At 56.1% G+C, this 14,623-nt stretch carries 18 protein-coding genes; 3 read left to right on the top strand and 15 right to left on the bottom strand.

Features of this window, described 5'->3' with window-relative positions:
- Positions 1-31: 31 nt before the first annotated feature.
- On the bottom strand, positions 32-928 hold the full coding sequence (locus RSK20926_RS13795; RefSeq protein WP_008207591.1) for a cation diffusion facilitator family transporter: 897 nt from the start codon (positions 926-928) through the stop codon (positions 32-34).
- A 36-nt stretch (positions 929-964) separates the two neighbouring features.
- Positions 965-1,744, bottom strand: coding sequence for a sulfite exporter TauE/SafE family protein (locus RSK20926_RS13800; RefSeq protein WP_008207592.1), 780 nt, complete (start codon positions 1,742-1,744; stop codon positions 965-967).
- A gap of 145 nt (positions 1,745-1,889) precedes the next feature.
- Between RSK20926_RS13800 and RSK20926_RS13805 the strand changes: the two genes are divergently transcribed.
- Positions 1,890-3,575 carry an acyl-CoA dehydrogenase family protein gene (locus tag RSK20926_RS13805; protein ID WP_008207594.1) on the top strand — a complete coding sequence of 562 codons (1,686 nt, stop codon included), beginning with the start codon at positions 1,890-1,892 and terminating at the stop codon, positions 3,573-3,575.
- Positions 3,576-3,763: 188 nt separating this feature from the next.
- On the opposite strand, the gene RSK20926_RS23190 is transcribed toward RSK20926_RS13805, so the two are convergent.
- The gene (locus tag RSK20926_RS23190; protein WP_232281906.1) at positions 3,764-3,925 is read right to left on the bottom strand and encodes a hypothetical protein; all 162 of its coding nucleotides are present in this window, start codon (positions 3,923-3,925) and stop codon (positions 3,764-3,766) included.
- Between RSK20926_RS23190 and RSK20926_RS23195 the strand changes: the two genes are divergently transcribed.
- Positions 3,866-4,120 carry an META domain-containing protein gene (locus RSK20926_RS23195; RefSeq protein WP_232281905.1) on the top strand — a complete coding sequence of 85 codons (255 nt, stop codon included), beginning with the start codon at positions 3,866-3,868 and terminating at the stop codon, positions 4,118-4,120. The two genes, RSK20926_RS23190 and RSK20926_RS23195, sit on opposite strands and share 60 nt — an antisense overlap.
- Here RSK20926_RS23195 and recO read toward each other — a convergent pair.
- The 12 genes from recO to folK all read right to left on the bottom strand — a co-directional run bounded on the left by recO (position 4,104) and on the right by folK (position 13,678).
- Complete coding sequence (recO, locus tag RSK20926_RS13815) at positions 4,104-4,829, bottom strand: DNA repair protein RecO (RefSeq protein WP_037255201.1); 726 nt, start codon at positions 4,827-4,829, stop codon at positions 4,104-4,106. The two genes, RSK20926_RS23195 and recO, sit on opposite strands and share 17 nt — an antisense overlap.
- A gap of 98 nt (positions 4,830-4,927) precedes the next feature.
- Positions 4,928-5,257, bottom strand: coding sequence for a DUF1491 family protein (locus RSK20926_RS13820; protein WP_008207599.1), 330 nt, complete (start codon positions 5,255-5,257; stop codon positions 4,928-4,930).
- 115 nt (positions 5,258-5,372) lie between these two features.
- Complete coding sequence (era, locus tag RSK20926_RS13825; protein ID WP_008207601.1) at positions 5,373-6,278, bottom strand: GTPase Era; 906 nt, start codon at positions 6,276-6,278, stop codon at positions 5,373-5,375.
- Positions 6,275-6,961: a ribonuclease III gene (gene rnc / locus RSK20926_RS13830; protein WP_008207603.1), complete on the bottom strand. Its 687-nt coding sequence runs from the start codon at positions 6,959-6,961 to the stop codon at positions 6,275-6,277. The genes era and rnc overlap by 4 nt, the downstream gene beginning before the upstream one ends.
- Entirely contained in the window at positions 6,958-7,794 is an 837-nt protein-coding gene (gene lepB, locus RSK20926_RS13835; protein WP_008207605.1) for a signal peptidase I, read from the bottom strand. Before lepB ends, rnc begins: the two co-directional genes overlap by 4 nt.
- 63 nt (positions 7,795-7,857) lie before the next feature.
- Positions 7,858-8,289 (bottom strand): holo-ACP synthase, encoded by a 432-nt coding sequence (acpS, locus tag RSK20926_RS13840; RefSeq protein ID WP_008207607.1) that lies wholly within the window; start codon positions 8,287-8,289, stop codon positions 7,858-7,860.
- A gap of 4 nt (positions 8,290-8,293) precedes the next feature.
- On the bottom strand, positions 8,294-8,920 hold the full coding sequence (locus RSK20926_RS13845) for a LysE family translocator (RefSeq protein WP_008207608.1): 627 nt from the start codon (positions 8,918-8,920) through the stop codon (positions 8,294-8,296).
- On the bottom strand, positions 8,917-9,663 hold the full coding sequence (locus tag RSK20926_RS13850) for a pyridoxine 5'-phosphate synthase (RefSeq protein ID WP_008207610.1): 747 nt from the start codon (positions 9,661-9,663) through the stop codon (positions 8,917-8,919). The genes RSK20926_RS13845 and RSK20926_RS13850 overlap by 4 nt, the downstream gene beginning before the upstream one ends.
- Positions 9,664-9,737: 74 nt before the next feature.
- Positions 9,738-10,445, bottom strand: coding sequence for a DUF2062 domain-containing protein (locus RSK20926_RS13855; protein WP_083805795.1), 708 nt, complete (start codon positions 10,443-10,445; stop codon positions 9,738-9,740).
- A 33-nt stretch (positions 10,446-10,478) separates the two neighbouring features.
- Positions 10,479-12,611 (bottom strand): RelA/SpoT family protein, encoded by a 2,133-nt coding sequence (locus tag RSK20926_RS13860; RefSeq protein WP_008207613.1) that lies wholly within the window; start codon positions 12,609-12,611, stop codon positions 10,479-10,481.
- A gap of 37 nt (positions 12,612-12,648) precedes the next feature.
- Positions 12,649-13,002: a DNA-directed RNA polymerase subunit omega gene (gene rpoZ / locus RSK20926_RS13865; RefSeq protein ID WP_008207615.1), complete on the bottom strand. Its 354-nt coding sequence runs from the start codon at positions 13,000-13,002 to the stop codon at positions 12,649-12,651.
- 91 nt (positions 13,003-13,093) lie between these two features.
- Entirely contained in the window at positions 13,094-13,678 is a 585-nt protein-coding gene (gene folK, locus RSK20926_RS13870) for a 2-amino-4-hydroxy-6-hydroxymethyldihydropteridine diphosphokinase (protein ID WP_008207617.1), read from the bottom strand.
- A gap of 128 nt (positions 13,679-13,806) precedes the next feature.
- Here folK and RSK20926_RS13875 point away from each other — a divergent pair, with 128 nt between their 5' ends.
- Positions 13,807-14,379 (top strand): LabA-like NYN domain-containing protein, encoded by a 573-nt coding sequence (locus RSK20926_RS13875; RefSeq protein ID WP_008207618.1) that lies wholly within the window; start codon positions 13,807-13,809, stop codon positions 14,377-14,379.
- Positions 14,380-14,623: the final 244 nt, after the last annotated feature.

Raw genomic sequence — 14,623 nt, forward strand, 5'->3', positions numbered from 1 at the left:
AGCGCTGGCGGAATGCAATCGCTTCCTCGGATTAAGCCGGAGCTATTCCTGCTGGTTCCATTTTGCTCTCGGGCTCAACGTGAATGATGACCTGGGCGTCCGGAAATTCGGCTTTGACGGCGTCTTCTATTCTGTCGCAAATCTCATGCGAGGCCAGCACAGTCATTTGGCCGTCCACGACCATGTGGAACTCTACAAAAAGTGCGGGTCCAGCCCGGCGGGTTTTCAACCCATGCATCTGCAGAGCACCGCCAGCGCTTTGATGCAGGATCTCTTCGATCCTGATGCGCTCTTCCTCTGGTGCGGCAGAATCCATCAAGCCATTGACCGAAGAAATCACCACTTCAAAGCCTTCACGCAGGATGTGGATCGCAACAAAAAATGCAATGATCGGATCCAGGATCACCCACCCGGTGAGCAGAGCCAGTCCCAGCCCAATCAAGACACCTGCCGAAGTCCAGACATCGCTCATCAGATGTCTGCCGCTCGCCGCAATGGCGGGTGAGCTGAGCACAGAGCCTCGCGAGATCAAAAGTCGCGCCCAGAACAGGTTCAGACACATCGCCAAGGCGTTGATCACCAGCCCCAAGCGGTTCCAGTCTTCGGTTGATCCAAGCGAGGTCAACGCCTGCACCGATTGCTGCACGATCAACAGGGCTGCAATGATGATCATGATGCCTTCTGCCACCGCCGAGAAATACTCTGCCTTGTAGTGACCAAAAGGATGCCCTGTATCAGGTGGGCGTTTGGCGATATGCACCGCCATCCAAGCCAGCAACGCGCCAGTCACATTCACCAGGGTCTCCAAAGCATCCGAGAGCAGCGCGACAGAGTCTGTCATCCACCAGGCGGCAAGTTTCAGCGCCAACACCAGCAATGCTACCAAGATGGAGCCAAGTGCCAGCTGTTCCGCGTTCCACTGCCTCATAGACCTGCCTTCTCCGAGAACCCCTGAAGAAGGGTGTTACACGAAAAAGCCTCTGCGTAATAGGTTCGCGCCCGCCAACAGCAGCACAATCAATGTGGCGCGACGGAACATCTTCTGATCCACACGATCATGGAGACGCCCCCCTATCCACATGCCACAGACCGCTGGTGCAATCAGAACGATCGAAAAGGGCAGGGTTTCCGCACGTACCACGCCTGAGCCGATATGCGCAAAAAGCAGGGCAATCGCCCCCATCCCATAGATCACCCCCTGGACCCGGACCTGCTCGCTCTTTTCGGTTTCTAACGCGGTCAAATAGGCCACGGTTGGCGGCCCCCAAACCCCGGAGACCCCACCGATGAAACCTGCAAACCCGCCAATCGCCATTTCGACAAGACGCGTGGGCTTTGCAATCCGGAGGGGTATGCCCAGCAGTTGCAGCAGCACAAATAGAACCACAGGCCCGCCAATCATCAGGAACATCACCTGTTGCGACAAAATCCGAACCAGCTGCGCCGAGAGCAACAGAAAAACAAGACCGGTCAGAAGAAAAACCTTGAACCGCTTGAGCGAGGCAAAGGCAGCGCCCAACCCTTGACGCAGAGCTTGCATCCAATTGGTAACTAGGGTGGGCAGTATCAACCCAGCCAAAGCGAGCTCTGGTGCCAGAAACAAGCTAAGACCTGAAACCAGGATCATCGGAAGTGCAAAGCCAACAACGCCTTTCACTGTCCCTGCAAGCAGGGCGACAGCAAAGGCAAGATACAGGTCAAAGGATGAAATCCCGGGTGAAATCAGCGAAGTAAAGTGCTCCATACTTCTGCTCTATCACAGAAGAAACAGAGAGCATGCAGAATTTTGTCACGCAATATTTTATCAAATTGCCGCATTGCGGCGTATTTTTGTTGCGCTGCACCTGCAAAGTGATTTACCACCAAGCGATGGAAGAAGGACGTGATTCATGGCCCATGACGGACAGGACCTGCAGATGAAACAGATTGTGCTCCCCGAACTGCTGACACTCACCGCAGCGGCTCTGCCTCCGCTGGAGGCCATTCTGGAAAAGGCGCGCCAATCAGTGCGCGACATGGTTTCGCAGGAGGGCCGCGTTTCCGGCCAGCTGATTGAAGAGAACCAGACCGCCGCACATGGGCTCTCTTGGTTGGCGACATATGTTTACAGCCTGCGGCAAATGCAGGTCTGGGCCGATCGTCTGAATGAAAGCGGTGGTTTTGGCGAACTTGAGCAGCTGATCCACCAGATCGCCTTTGGTGAGTACCTTTGGCAGGTCTATGGCGGCATCCAGATGAACCAGGGGGAAATTCTGCGACTGCAGGACCTGGGGCTTTCACAGGGTGACATGCGCGAATTGATGGCCCCTGCGGTTATGACCCTGACCCAAGGCGGCAATACCCAGTCTGCCCGCACCCGTTTGGTCGAACTGATGCAGGAGCAGAGCGGCTCGACCATGTTTGGCGCCTCCGGCCTTGAGGAAGAGCTGGAGATGATCCGCGACCAGTTCCGCCGCTATGCCGCAGAAAAGGTCGAACCCCATGCGCATGACTGGCACCTGAAGGATGAACTCATCCCGATGGAGGTAATTGAAGAGCTGGCCGAGATGGGCGTCTTTGGCCTGACCATCCCCGAGGAATACGGCGGCTTTGGCCTCTCCAAAGCCTCGATGGTGGTTGTCTCCGAAGAGCTGTCGCGCGGCTATATCGGCGTCGGCTCCCTTGGCACCCGCTCTGAAATCGCCGCTGAACTGATCCTCTGCGGTGGCACAGAAGAGCAAAAGGCCAATTGGCTGCCAAAGATCGCCAGTGCAGAGATCCTGCCTACAGCGGTTTTCACTGAACCGAATACCGGCTCTGACCTGGGGTCTTTACGCACCCGTGCAGTCAAGGATGAAAACGGCGACTATAAAATCACCGGCAACAAGACCTGGATCACCCATGCCGCACGCACCCATGTGATGACCCTGCTGGCGCGCACCGATCCCGAAACCACCGACCACAGGGGCCTATCGATGTTCCTGGCCGAAAAGGCACCGGGAACCGATGAGCAGCCCTTCCCCACCGAAGGTATGACGGGTGGTGAAATCGAGGTTCTCGGCTATCGTGGCATGAAGGAATATGAGCTGGGCTTTGATGGCTTCCACGTAAAAGGAGAGAACCTCCTGGGTGGAGAAGAGAACAAAGGCTTCAAACAGCTTATGGAGACCTTTGAGTCTGCTCGTATCCAGACCGCAGCCCGCGCCATCGGCGTGGCACAATCCGCTCTGGATATTGGCATGCAATACGCGCAGGACCGCAAGCAATTTGGCAAAAGCCTGATCAACTTTCCCCGCGTCTCCGGTAAACTGGCGATGATGGCGGTGGAGATCATGGTCGCCCGCCAACTGACCTATTTCTCGGCCTGGGAAAAGGACAACGGGCATCGCTGCGACCTGGAGGCTGGCATGGCGAAACTGCTGGGCGCACGCGTTGCCTGGGCCGCGGCCGACAACGGGCTGCAGATCCATGGTGGCAACGGTTTTGCCATGGAGTACAAGATCTCCCGCGTGCTCTGCGATGCCCGGATCCTCAACATCTTTGAGGGGGCCGCTGAAATCCAGGCCCAAGTCATTGCGCGCCGCCTCTTGGCCTGAGGTCTATCCCAAAACTCAATGCGAAACAGTTCGGCACTCTGCCGGGTTGTTTTCACTTAAGGGTCATCATGAAGCGGAATCCACGCGAAGAGGCTATTCAAACTTTTGAAATCCTATTGACTGGCCAAATGAGAATCCGCATTCCTATGTTCCGCCCAATAGTCCTGAGTACCTGCCTGGCGAGCACCCTAACCGCTTGCTGGCGCGATGAAACCTTGACCGGCTATGGCGCCGCAGACCGGGTCTGGACCCTTCAGCAGATAAATAGCGTAGATTTCCCGGCCAAAGGGATACTCACATTTCCAGCCAAAGGACAGATCGCTGGTCAGGCTCCTTGCAACAGCTTTCATGGCAAGCAGAGCGCCCCCTACCCTTGGTTTCAAGTAGAACAGATTGCCACGACGCGCCGGGCCTGCCCAGAAATGAAACAAGAGATGCAATTTCTGACCTCCTTGGCGGAGATGCGTGAGGCTGAGGTTTCCGGATCCGTACTGATCCTGAGGAATGAAAACGGCGGGGAGATGCTCTTCACAGTCGGCGACTGAAGGCATCCAGAAACCGCCCACGCGCTTCAGGAAGGGGTCGGTTTCCTAGAGCTGGCGCCAGTCTCGTCTCCAAAAAGTACCCTGTGGTTTTCAAACCCTCGGCAATCTCATGATCAGGTGCCTCACCCTTACCCAGCATAACCGGTGGCAGAGGTAGCAACCGCGCAACCCAGGGTCCAGCTTCCTGCCGAGAGACTGCGCGGCCAGTTCGGGGGGAAACATAGGCCAGCTCTTCATTACGACCAGAGACTGCGCAGGCCAGCAAGTCCAATCCAAACCCCATTTCCTCCAAGAGCTCCATCTCCCAGCGCAGGTAGGCAAGCGGCCAAAGCTCCTCCTGCTCCAGTAAATCCAGCAGTCGTTCGCTGGACGCATAAAGCGCTGGATGTGGCTCCCGTTCCGGCAGGCAAAACCCCAAAAGAGCCGTGACAGCATTCAACCCGGAAAGAGCAAGACGGCCCGACATCGCGGCCACCGCTCGGCTGCGCAGGGGCTCTGCCTGATAGCTTCCCAGATGCTCCTCCAGACGTGCGCGCCACAGCAAATCCAATTGCGCACCGGGTTGCAGGATGGGGGCAAGCCTACGGCTCGCTCCTCCACGGACAACACCCGCGTGCCTGCCGTGCTCCTCGGTGAAGACATCAATGATAGCGGAGCTTTCGCCGTGACGACGCGCCGAAAGCAAAATGCCATGATCCCGCCATTCCACTGGACCCAACTCCTGTCTGCGCTGGCCCAAACAGAGCCCATGATCACCGGAAGCTCAAGCCCTCTTGTCGCAAAGCGCAGAAACCCTCTGGTTAGGAACTATTCCAACCCTGGTTCATCCAGCAGGTGACGTCCTTGACGATCTTCGACCTCGATCACCCAGAGGTCGGGATCAAATTCCTGTTGCTTGCGAATTGCGGCATCCACATCCGTCTCCGCACCGCTGATCAGCTCCACCCATTGGCGCGCACCAGTCATCAGATCATAGGACCGGTGGAAAGCCTGAGCCGCGCCGTCGAGTGTGTTGAGTTTGACCAGAACAGCACCTGCAGTGTCATCGCCATGGGCGGTGACAAAGGCCGGGATTTCCTGGAACCGCAGGCGAGAGAGATAGGCATCAACCCAAAAACGCGCAGTTAGTCTGGTCATCTTGGCCTCTGTGGGGACCTCGGCCGACAGGGCGGAGGGCTTGGCAGGCGGAGGGGGCCTCCGGCGGGGATATTTCTGGAAAGATGAAGAACATCTGGCAAGAGGAAAGGACGGATCAATTGCCGTCTTTGAAATCCAGACCCATTTCCGAATAGCGCTCGGCCTCTTCCAGCCAATTCGGACGGACCTTCACTTGCAAGAACAGATGCACCTTGCGGCCTAGAAACTCGGTCAGCTCTTCCCGCGCAGCCTGAGAAACCGCTTTGATGGTCTCGCCGCGCTTGCCCAGTACGATGCCCTTGTGGCCATCGCGCACCACATAGATCACCTGATCAATCCGGGCTGAACCATCCTTGCGCTCTTCCCATTTCTCCGTCTCCACGGTCATCTGGTAGGGCAGTTCCTGATGCAGTCGCAGAGTGAGTTTTTCGCGGGTCATCTCGGCGGCAATCATCCGCATCGGCAGATCGGCGATCTGATCTTCTGGATAGAGCCAGGGCCCCTCGGGAAGTTCACTTGCGATCCAGCCGCGCAGATCCTCGACCCCATGGCCTCGTTCGGCAGAGATCAGGAAGGTTTCGGCAAAATCGAATTTTTCGTTCAGGTCCTTTGTGAGGCCCAAGAGAACCTCGGATTGCACCCGGTCGATCTTATTGATCGCCAGCGCCACCCTGCGCCCCTCACCGATATCCGCAAGACCTTCGAGGATACGCTCAACACCCTCGGTGATGCCCCGATGTGCCTCTACCAGCAGGAGGATGATATCCGCATCCGCAGCGCCGCCCCAAGCGGCAGCAACCATGGCGCGGTCCAGGCGACGGCGAGGCTGAAACAGGCCCGGCGTGTCAACAAAGACGATCTGACTGTCACCCTCCATGGCAACACCACGAACCCGCGCGCGGGTGGTTTGCACCTTGTGGGTGACGATCGAGACTTTGGCCCCGACCATACGATTCAAAAGCGTCGATTTGCCCGCGTTGGGTTCACCGATCAGGGCAACAAATCCGGCACGTGTACTCATGTCTTTTGCTCCAGTCGCGCCAGTAGCGCTTTGGCTGCGGCCTGCTCTGCCAGGCGTTTGGAGCCGGCGCTGGCCTGTTCTTCAGTTCCATCCTGCAATCGAACTGCGATGGTAAAGATTGGTTCGTGATCCGGGCCTTGCCGGGAAACCTGCACATAGGCAGGCGGAGGTTGGCGGCGCGCTTGCACATATTCCTGCAGGGCTGTCTTGGGATCGCGCGCGTCTTCTTCAACCTGAAAAATTCGCTGCCCCCACAGCCGCAGGATCATATCCTGGGCGACTTCAAAGCCCGCATCTTTGTAAACCGCGGCAATCACCGCCTCCATGCCATCCCCAAGCAGCGCCAGCTTTCGGCGCCCCCCTGACATCATTTCAGAACGGCCCAGTTTCAGGACAGCGCCAAGGTCGATCTCGCGAGCTACATCCGCACAGGTTTCTTTGCGCACCAGCGCATTAAAGCGGGGCGCAAGCTGACCTTCGCTGGCCTCCTTGTCGCTCTCCAGCATGGCTGTTGCCATAACAAGACCAAGAACCCGGTCCCCCAAGAACTCCAGCCGTTGATTGTCTTTCCGGTTCGGTGAAGAAACCGATGGATGGGTCAACGCACGCACAAGCAGGTCAACGCGTTTAAAACGATAACCTATGCGCTCTTCGAATGCGCGCATATCTTTTGAAAGTTTCACTCGACTGCCTTGAAGTAACGGTCGCTGCGCCAGGTCCAGAAGAACAGCATCGAACGGCCTGCAGAGGAAAAGATGATGCGATCCGCGCGCCCAATGAGGTTCTCATAAGGCACGAAGCCAACGCCACCAGCGGTTTGCGGCATCCGGCTATCGTTGGAGTTGTCGCGGTTGTCCCCCATAAAGAAGTAGTGACCAGCCGGAACCTGATAGACGCCAGTATGGTCAACACCCTGATTGGTGATGTTCAGAACGACATGTTTGCTGCCACCGGGCAGTGTTTCGATCTGGCGGCTTTTCAGGCAGGATCCACCCTGCCCGACTGGCGCATTTTCACAACGCGGGTGACTGCCCTGCGGCCCCTGACGCGCCATCAGTTCTTCAAAATTGCCAGCATCTTCGCGTCCGACGGGTTCTTCGTTGATAAAGAGCAGACCGTCTTTCATCTGCAACTTGTCACCTGGCAAACCAACGACACGTTTGATGAAATCGGCTCCCTGAACCGGGTGACGGAACACCACGACATCGCCGCGCTCGGGTTCGGATCCTAGAATTCTGGTGTTTTCACCATCCAAGAATCCGCAGATATCCTTGGCGTCGACATCAATCCCAACGCTCGCAATGCGCAGGCTGGGGCAGGACGCATAGGAATAGCCATAGGCCATCTTATTCACAAAGAGGAAATCGCCAATCAGCAGAGTTTCCTTCATGGAACCCGAAGGGATCCAGAAGGGTTGGAAAAAGAGGGTACGGAAAACACCCGCAATGAGCAGGGCATAAACAACAGTCTTCACCGTTTCGAGGATCGATTGTCCGGCTGAGATTTTGGCCGTCATCAGGCTCTCCGGGATAAAAAGAAAAAAGGGTCCGGCGCTACATGAGGGCGCAACTGCCGTGAGTCAAGCTTCTGCAGGGATTTCAGCCTCATCACTGGCGATAGGGCGCGCTTCGATAACCACGAATGCCTGTGCCCAGGGATGATCATCGGTCAGGGTCACATGAATGATCGCCTGATGGCCCTTTGGCGTCATCTTGGCAAGCCGGTCGGCAGCCCAACCGGTTACATGCATGACAGGCTGACCAGTGCGAAGATTGCTGACCGCCATGTCTTTCCAGGCGATCCCCATGCGCAACCCAGTACCAAGCGCCTTGGAACAGGCTTCTTTAGCGGCCCAGCGCTTGGCGTATGTGCCCGCCACATCAAGCCTGCGTTCGGCTTTGCGCTGCTCTGTCTCTGTAAAGACCCGATTTCGAAACCGATCCCCAAAGCGATCCAAAGTACCTTGGATGCGGTCAATATTGGCCAGATCGGTTCCGATACCCAGGATCATCCTCTTAGCCTTCGAGCTTGGCTGTAAAGATTTTCAGGCTGGCAAAGCCAAAGAACCCGGCAAAGACCAATTCGAAACCGCGCTTCATCCGCATATATCCCGCAACCACACCTGGAGTGGAAAACAGGAAGGCATAGCCAATGAAAATCACAATTGAGCCGGAGTACAAAAAGGCAAACAACCCAAAAACCTCTGCAGGAGACGATCCTGCGGGCAAAACCAAAGAATAGATTGAAGCCCAGGACAGGATTGCCTTGGGGTTGGTGAGGTGGATCAGCGCGCCTTTGCTGAAGATCTGCCTAGCGCTACCGCCATAAGCGCGCTGCGCAAGAGGCGCGTCTGGTTTCAGTGCAGAACGCAGGGATTTTGCCGCCAGAAACAGCAGGTAACCCGCGCCGCAATAGCGCAAGATCTCAAAGATCCAGGCATTGGCCAGCATGACAGCACTTAGGCCAGCCGCCGCCGCCAATCCCCAACAGGCAGATCCAAACAGAATGCCCAGTGCAAAAATCACCCCCGCGCGTCGTCCGGTGTTCATCGAAGTTCCCGCAATTGACAGCGTGGCTGGCCCAGGGCTGCCGCCAGCCAGTACCCAAGCCACCCAGAGCGCTGCCCATTCCGGCCCAATCATGCGCGGGCCTGTTCCATGCAGCGGCGCATCTCGGCCAGGGCTGCGGGTAGTCCAACAAACATGGCTTCGCCCATCAGGAAGTGACCGATATTCAACTCTCTCACTTGTGGCAGGGCGGCAATGGGACCAACGCTCTCATAGGTGAGGCCGTGACCGACATGGACTTCCAGACCTAGATCATGGGCAAATGCCGCCATTTCGGTGATCTTGGCCAACTCAAGATCCCGCTCTTCCCAGCGTCCTTCTGCCCAGGCATCGGCATAGGCCCCTGCATGAAGCTCAATCACTGGTGCACCAATGCGATGGCTTGCTTCCACCTGGGCCTTATCCGCAGCAATGAACATGGACACTCGACTACCTGAATCGCGTAGGGGGGAGATGTAATCCGCCAAGGCGTTGTCATTGGCTGCCACATCCAACCCACCTTCGGTGGTACGTTCTTCGCGTTTTTCGGGCACCAGGCAAACCGCATGGGGCTTGTGACGCAAGGCAATACTCTGCATCTCTTCGGTTGCCGCCATTTCGAAATTCAGCGGGATACGCAGAGCCTGCATCAAACCATCAATGTCGCTGTCGATAATATGGCGGCGGTCTTCGCGCAGATGGGCAGTAATCCCATCCGCCCCTGCATTCTGCGCTAGAATCGCCGCACGAACGGGATCCGGGTTGTCACCACCCCGCGCATTACGCACCGTCGCAACGTGATCTATGTTAACCCCCAAGCGCAAAGCGTTCTGAGCCATGTGTCATGTCCTGAATTGGAATTTATCTAGGGCAGAGACTAGTAGCAAAGCGCGCAAGGACAACCCCGCAAACGCTATTTCGCGCGGCGAATCCGCCCAAGCGGCAGCTTTCCCTTGGGCTTGGGTTTGGTCTCTAGGGTCTCGCCACCGGCAGCCTCCAGTTCCGCGCGCCTTTTAATAGCTTCAAACTTGGCCTTGATACGGGTGCGGCGGTGCTGCTGATAGGCCCGGATAACTGGCAAGCTCAGCACATAGCAGACCGTCGCCGTGATCGCGCCGGGAATGACGCCGCCCACCATATAGGGAAAGAAGACCTCGTCATAAAAGAGGTAAAGTCCCTGCCAATCCGCTGGCTGATCCATGAACAGCGCAAAAAGATTGTCTTTCAGGTCCTTGCCTGCATCAAAGAACTTGCCAACCAGGGATTTATCCACTTCCTGATATTCAGTCCCAAGCAGCCAATGACCTGTCTGCAAAGAGGCAACGCCAATAGGCACATAGGTCAGCGGATTGCCAAAAAAGGTCCCACTGAGGGCGGCGAGAATATTCCCATTCATGATGCGTGCGATCAGTGCCGCGACAATGAAATGGAAGGCGTAAAAGGGCGTGAAAGTGGTGAAAACCCCGGCCCAAATCCCGCGGGCGATCCTCTCAGGCGAATCTGGCAAGCGGCGAACGCGATGTTTGACATACAGGAAAGCTCGCCCCCAGCCTCCACGAGGCCAGAAGAAATCCGCGACTGCGCGCAAGATTGGGCGTCTATCCCGGCGCCTGAATACCAAAGTCCTGCGTCCTTATCAGTTCCAACCGCGCAATTACCCCAAGATGGAACGGGTTTCCGGCTTTTCCCGGAAACGCGCTACTTCGGCGACATGGCTCTCGGCTTCTAATGTAAGCATCAAGGAATGCAGCTGCTCCACATCCCTAAGCTCAACATTTATCACGAGGCGGTAAAAGTCTGGTTTCCGATCAACAAATTCGAGGTCTGAGATATTGGCCTTTTTCTCGCCAATCAATGTGCAAATACGTCCCAGGACCCCTGCATCATTGCCGATCGTCAGTTCCAGGGTCGTGCCATAGGCAGCCTGGTGAGTACCGCTGTGCCAATGCACATCCACCCAACGCTCTGGCTGTTCGTCGAATTCACTCAACCGGTCACAATCCGCCGCATGCACAACCACGCCACGGCCCCGGTAAGTGATTCCAATGATCCGCTCACCTGGCAGGGGCTGGCAGCAGGGTGCGCGCTCAAATCCTTGCCCAGCCTCAAGTCCAATCACCGCACGCCGAGGTGATACTGCGTCTCCCTCGTCCGAGCTCAGCTCTGGATAAACAGCCTGCACCACATCATGTGCGGTAATCTCGGCAGAGCCGAGACGCGCCAGAAGCTCTTCGACCGAGCTGAGGCGCAACCCACGCGCCGCTGTTTCCAGTGCCTTATCAGTTGCCTTGCGGTCTACATGTTCAAAGGCGGAGCGCGCCAGCTCATGGCCCAGCTTCACAAATCGCGCCCGATCAGCCTGACGCAGCGCCCGGCGAATCGCGGTGCGTGCTTTACCCGTTGTAGCGATTTCCAACCAACTGACCTGTGGTGTCTGACCCTCTGCGGTGATCACCTCAACCGATTGCCCATTGCGAATACGTGTCCAAAGCGGGACCCGGATGCCGTCCACCTTGGCCCCGACACAGGCATGGCCAATACGGGTATGGATCGCATAGGCGAAATCGATTGGTGTGGCACCCTTGGGCAGTTTGATCACTTCGCCTTTGGGGGTGAAGCAGAAGACTTGGTCCGAATACATCTCAAGCTTAACCGCTTCGAGAAACTCATCGTGATCATCTTCGGCGTCAAATTGCTCTGTCAGCGATGCGATCCACTTGGCGGGATCCACAGCAAAGGGGTTTTCGGACCGAACACCGTCCCGATAGGACCAATGCGCAGCAACCCCGGTTTCTGCAACATCATGCATCTGCCGGGTTCGGATCTGTACCTCCACCCGCTTGCCATCACGGCCAGAAACGGTGGTATGGATCGAACGATAACCATTGGATTTTGGCTGACTGATGTAATCCTTGAAGCGGCCAGGAACAGCCCGCCAACGCTGGTGGATCGCGCCGAGCGCTCCATAACAGTCTGCCTCGGAGGCTGTAATGACCCGAAAGCCGTAAATGTCAGAGAGGCGAGAGAAGCCCTGGTCCTTCTCCTGCATTTTCCGCCAGATCGAATAGGGTTTTTTGGCACGGCCAAATACCTCTGCTTCGATCCCGGCTTTCACCAACTCGGCTCGCATATCGCCCGTGATCCGGTGGATGACATCCCCCGTCTCGCGCTGCAGGGTCACAAAGCGGCGGATAATGGATTGGCGCCCCTCGGCATTCAGAACCTTGAAGGCCAGATCTTCCAGCTCTTCGCGCATCCACTGCATCCCCATGCGACCCGCAAGCGGCGCATAGATATCCATGGTTTCGCGTGCCTTCTGCGCCTGCTTTTCGGGACGCATCGCCTTGATGGTGCGCATATTGTGCAGACGATCGGCCAGCTTCACCAGAATCACCCGCAGGTCCTTGGACATCGCCATGAACAGCTTGCGGAAATTCTCTGCCTGTTTGGTTTCCCGGCTGGAAAGTTGCAGGTTAGTCAGCTTAGTGACGCCGTCCACCAGGCCAGCCACCTCATCACCGAAGCGACTCGCGACCTCCTCATAAGATGCTTTGGTGTCTTCGATGGTGTCATGCAACAGCGCAGTGATGATCGTTGCATCATCCAAGCGCTGTTCGGTCAGTATTGCGGCAACTGCAACAGGATGCGTAAAATAGGGCTCACCAGAATGGCGGAACTGCCCCTCGTGCATTTCTTCGCCGTAGGCATAGGCATCAGCGATGCGTTCCGCGTTGCACTTCGGATTGTAGTTGCGGACCAGAGCAATCAGGTCTTCTGGTGAAATCATATCCGGTCCGCAGCCTCAGATCGTGGCACAGCCTAAATCAGCCTTGCCCCTGGGCCTCCATCAGAGCACGCAGCAGTTTTTCTTCAGACATATCGTCTTCGACAGGCTTGTCGTTTTCCGCACCCATCAGCAGGGCCATCGAATCTTCTTCGGGCTCATCCACCTCAATCTGGGTTTGATTGCTCTCGATGAGACGTTCGCGCAGCTCATCCGCGCTTTGCGTTTCGTCGGCAATCTCGCGAAGGGACACCACAGGGTTCTTGTCATTGTCACGCTCAACCGTCAGCTCGGCACCCGCCGAAATCTCTCGGGCGCGATGTGCAGCCAGCATCACCAGCTCAAAGCGGTTGGGTACCTTGTCTACGCAGTCTTCAACCGTCACGCGGGCCATAGGCGACTCTCCAAAATCAAAGTGGGTCCGGAAAGGCGAGTTTTACGCCCTAATCTCGATATTGACAAGCGCTGAAACAGCGCAAAACAGGTCATTTCAACGGTGTTACCGCAGCTATTTCGTCTTTTGGCAACTCTGCGCAAAGCTCAGCCGCCCTTTTCCCCAAAACGGGGTGCATCCAATTGGGTTGAACATCGCACAACGGGACCAAAACAAATGCTCTTTCCTGCAACCGCGGGTGCGGAAGAATCAGTTGCTTGGGCGCTTGAACTTTCTGCTCCTGCAGGGGCAAATCCAGCCACTGCTGGTAGGTCGGCAGATCGGGTTCAACCTGATCATCTACCGCAACAAGATCCAGGTCCAGGGTACGCATTCCCCAACGCTGCTCGCGCGAACGTGAGAATTTTGCTTCGATAACATGCAGATGCTGCAAAATTTCTTCGGGCGAAAGCTCTGAAAAACATGTAAATACGGCGTTTATATAGTCCGGACCTGTTCCCGCGGGGAAACAAGGGGTTTGAAAAAGCCGAGATTTCTGGCTACTCTCTCCGAATAGGAGAGTGAGTTCGAGGAATGCAGCCTCAAGTATATCCTTTGACGGCGTTTCGCCCAAAGGCAGATTGCCGCCAAGCGCGATGATCACATTTTTGCAGTTTTTGGTCACTTTTGACCCCATTTAACGATAAAGCTACACTTGAAGCAGGTGGCAAAGTACTTAGAATAAGTCCACCCTGTTTCGCTGCATCCACACTCACACTCACGGAAACAATTGGCGAAACCGGATTTACCGGAAGGACAATTTAAATGTTTTACAAAGACGAACGGCTTGCGCTGTTCATAGATGGGTCGAATCTCTATGCGGCGGCCAAATCGCTAGGGTTCGACATCGATTATAAGCTTTTACGGCAAGAATTCATGCGCCGCGGGAAGCTTCTTCGAGCCTTCTATTACACAGCACTTCTGGAGAACGATGAGTACTCCCCTATCCGCCCCCTAGTTGACTGGCTGCATTATAATGGCTTCACCATGGTCACCAAGCCCGCCAAGGAATACACTGACAGCATGGGGCGTCGAAAAGTCAAAGGGAATATGGACATTGAACTGACCGTTGATGCAATGGAGCTTGCACCGCGCGTTGATCACATCGTCCTATTTTCAGGCGATGGAGATTTCCGTCCTCTGATTGCCAGCTTGCAGCGCCAGGGCGTTCGGGTCTCTGTTGTGTCGACAATCCGCAGTCAACCTCCGATGATTTCTGATGAATTGCGCCGTCAGGCTGACAACTTCATCGAGCTGGAAGAGTTGAAGGATGTAATTGGCCGCCCACCTCGCGACAATCCTGCAGAAGCCCGCTCTTTCTCCGCAATGCCAGGCTAAGGTCAAATCGGTGCACTGGAATTTGGCAGGGCAAGCCGAAAAAGTGACAAAGAAGAAAGCGCCCTACCCGGCGCTTTTTCAAGTGACAGCTAAGACAGCGAAACTAATAGGTTCGCCATTTGGTTCGCCGACCTGACTAGAACCGATCACAATCGGGAACCTAACCCACCTCTATTTGTCTACTGTATCTAGCCTGCCGTTTTGCCCGAAATAGCTTCGAGGGTATTCGCGCCAGTCATGAGAG

The sequence above is a fragment of the Roseobacter sp. SK209-2-6 genome (assembly GCF_000169455.1).
GTDB lineage: Bacteria > Pseudomonadota > Alphaproteobacteria > Rhodobacterales > Rhodobacteraceae > Pseudophaeobacter.

Excerpts from the sequence above, each read along its gene's own strand:
- RSK20926_RS13795 (WP_008207591.1), bottom strand. The coding sequence starts at position 928 with ATGAGGCAGTGGAACGCGGAACAGCTGGCACTTGGCTCCATCTTGGTA.
- RSK20926_RS13800 (WP_008207592.1), bottom strand. The coding sequence starts at position 1,744 with ATGGAGCACTTTACTTCGCTGATTTCACCCGGGATTTCATCCTTTGAC.
- RSK20926_RS13805 (WP_008207594.1), top strand. The coding sequence starts at position 1,890 with ATGGCCCATGACGGACAGGACCTGCAGATGAAACAGATTGTGCTCCCC.
- RSK20926_RS23190 (WP_232281906.1), bottom strand. The coding sequence starts at position 3,925 with ATGAAAGCTGTTGCAAGGAGCCTGACCAGCGATCTGTCCTTTGGCTGG.
- RSK20926_RS13820 (WP_008207599.1), bottom strand. The coding sequence starts at position 5,257 with ATGACCAGACTAACTGCGCGTTTTTGGGTTGATGCCTATCTCTCTCGC.
- era (WP_008207601.1), bottom strand. The coding sequence starts at position 6,278 with ATGAGTACACGTGCCGGATTTGTTGCCCTGATCGGTGAACCCAACGCG.
- lepB (WP_008207605.1), bottom strand. The coding sequence starts at position 7,794 with ATGACGGCCAAAATCTCAGCCGGACAATCGATCCTCGAAACGGTGAAG.
- acpS (WP_008207607.1), bottom strand. The coding sequence starts at position 8,289 with ATGATCCTGGGTATCGGAACCGATCTGGCCAATATTGACCGCATCCAA.
- RSK20926_RS13845 (WP_008207608.1), bottom strand. The coding sequence starts at position 8,920 with ATGATTGGGCCGGAATGGGCAGCGCTCTGGGTGGCTTGGGTACTGGCT.
- RSK20926_RS13850 (WP_008207610.1), bottom strand. The coding sequence starts at position 9,663 with ATGGCTCAGAACGCTTTGCGCTTGGGGGTTAACATAGATCACGTTGCG.
- RSK20926_RS13860 (WP_008207613.1), bottom strand. The coding sequence starts at position 12,611 with ATGATTTCACCAGAAGACCTGATTGCTCTGGTCCGCAACTACAATCCG.
- rpoZ (WP_008207615.1), bottom strand. The coding sequence starts at position 13,002 with ATGGCCCGCGTGACGGTTGAAGACTGCGTAGACAAGGTACCCAACCGC.
- folK (WP_008207617.1), bottom strand. The coding sequence starts at position 13,678 with ATGGGGTCAAAAGTGACCAAAAACTGCAAAAATGTGATCATCGCGCTT.
- RSK20926_RS13875 (WP_008207618.1), top strand. The coding sequence starts at position 13,807 with ATGTTTTACAAAGACGAACGGCTTGCGCTGTTCATAGATGGGTCGAAT.